Source organism: Okeania hirsuta, from assembly GCF_003838195.1.
GTDB lineage: Bacteria > Cyanobacteriota > Cyanobacteriia > Cyanobacteriales > Microcoleaceae > Okeania > Okeania hirsuta.
Map to the genome: position 1 here is coordinate 1 of NZ_RCBY01000528.1, position 1,957 is coordinate 1,957.

At 46.9% G+C, this 1,957-nt stretch carries 4 protein-coding genes; 1 reads left to right on the forward strand and 3 read right to left on the reverse strand.

The features are described 5' to 3' along the window. The coding region (locus D5R40_RS38655) for a response regulator (protein WP_205127833.1) at positions 1-183 on the forward strand (183 nt) is incomplete at its 5' end. A gap of 238 nt (positions 184-421) precedes the next feature. Here the strand turns inward: D5R40_RS38655 and D5R40_RS32515 are convergent. The 3 genes from D5R40_RS32515 to D5R40_RS32525 all read right to left on the reverse strand — a co-directional run. Next, positions 422-970 (reverse strand): FAD-dependent oxidoreductase, encoded by a 549-nt coding sequence (locus D5R40_RS32515; protein ID WP_124155848.1) that lies wholly within the window; start codon positions 968-970, stop codon positions 422-424. A 126-nt stretch (positions 971-1,096) separates the two neighbouring features. Beyond that, complete coding sequence (locus tag D5R40_RS32520; RefSeq protein WP_124155849.1) at positions 1,097-1,366, reverse strand: hypothetical protein; 270 nt, start codon at positions 1,364-1,366, stop codon at positions 1,097-1,099. Between the two features lie 350 nt (positions 1,367-1,716). Continuing rightward, a partial coding sequence (locus D5R40_RS32525; RefSeq protein WP_124155850.1) for a Spy/CpxP family protein refolding chaperone occupies positions 1,717-1,957 on the reverse strand: 241 nt, incomplete at its 5' end.

Here is a 1,957-nt window from a genome sequence, read left to right on the forward strand (position 1 = left end):
CTGTTGGATAACGTCAATACCCACTACCCCTCTATCGTAAAGATGATTGTGACCGGCTATAGCGAAATGGAACCCATTTTAACCGCTGTTGAGCAAGGGCGCGTTGCACAATACATCACCAAACCCTGGAAAGTGGAAGAGCTTAAGAGCATTCTCGAAGACGCTTTACACACTTCACACTAGGGATTTTCCTACTTCACTACTCGTTTTTCCCACTTCACTACTTCAAACTTTACTCTCGCTCTAAAAGTGCCGTTCTTTGGAGTGTATTTAATCGTTAGGCTAAACAAACCTTAGTACTAACCAACAAATACCCACCCCAATAAAACCAAGAAATAAGCAGTAATCAGGCGAAGTGTAATCTTTTCAGGTGGCGCCGAGATAATTCTCGGCCGCATTTTTCTTTTAGGATAGTAGTTCCTTAATGTTCAAACTGATTGGAAAGGCTTCTAGTACTTTGCAAGGACTCTAACCGAAACACCTCAGGGATTGGCAATGCCTCTAGAACCCGCTCAGCCATCATTCGTCCAAGCACAGGTCCTAATTTGAAGCCATGACCGCAGCCAGCCCCGGCCAAAAACACATTCTCCGCCTCGGGATGTTGGTCCAGTAAAAAGTGTCCGTTGGGACTATTGCTGTACTGACAAACACGAGCTTCGGTCATGGCGCATCCGTAAAGCTGGAAATCTGTAGCCGAGGTACTGTCGAACCTGTGCCAATTTCTCACTCGTACTTCTCGATCCGCTGTGCTTGGATCAAAGGCTCCCTCTCTTGTATCATCGGCCACCTTGAATCCTCTGCCATCATAATCAGGTACACCATACATGATCCGCTCTCCCATGTCTACCCAAATCGGAAAGTTAGGTGTTTGGTAAGCGTTGGATAAGCAGGCAATCCAAAATAGTGAATCTCCTGGCGGGAAATACTGATCGTATCCGTAAGCAAATCGGGAAAAAGCTTCGGCATCCAAGGGCCGCAGGCAAAAACATAGGCATCGACCTTAAACCCACCACCACTGACAACTTTATCTCTTGTAGCGTCCCCCCTTCTATCTTTCCCGGAACTGCTTTCTCCCCTAAAAACTGCCCTCCTGCTTTCACCAATTCTTCCACCAAGTACTGACAGGTTCTTCGAGCATGAGATAGCCTGCCTCCTTTTCCCAAAACACAGTTTTGATATCATCCAAATAAATCTGTGGGTATCTATCTCTGGTCTGATTTATGGTCCATTCCTCCAGACTTAGTCCATTTCGCTGCAAGACGCGCATCGAAGTTCTGGCATAATTATCATCTGCTTTGCTGAACAGCCATAAGCTCCTGTAGGAAAATAGACTTGATGCCCACTCTGCTGCTGGAAATCCTCCCACGCGCTAAAAGCTTCGGCCACCATGCGAGTTATATATTTCGTTCATTTCCATAGGTTCCGCGGATAAGGCGAGTTTCACCTCCGGAGCTGGATCTAGAGTGCCCAGGTCCCCAAGGTCAAAAAGGGTAACTTTTGCGCCCCTTTGCACTAATTGATAAGGCCGTCCAAGCGCCAAAAGCTCCTGCCCCGACAACAGCAACATGCATATGTGTACTAATTTAAATCCGATTGAATAGGATAAGGTGTAAAACGGAAAGGTAAGAAATGATCAATAATTCCGTCACAGGCTAAGGAAAGAAAAAGCGCAACTCTACACGGTGGCGAGTTACGCTTACAGGTAAAAAAGGGAACTTATCTTGGTCGAGGACGCCGAATAGCTTTTCTGAACACCTTCCTCAATTCCTCCTGTTGCTCCGGCGTGCAGATTTCGCGAATATCCAAATAGTGTTGGATCAGCATTTCATCAATGTTTTGCATTAGGTCTCCGTACTCAGCTGCCAGTTGGAGCGCTGCTACCGTATCAGGGCTAGTGGCAAGAAGTGCATCGAACATCGCCCTTTTTGCAGCGCTCCAACTGGCAGCTGAGTACGGA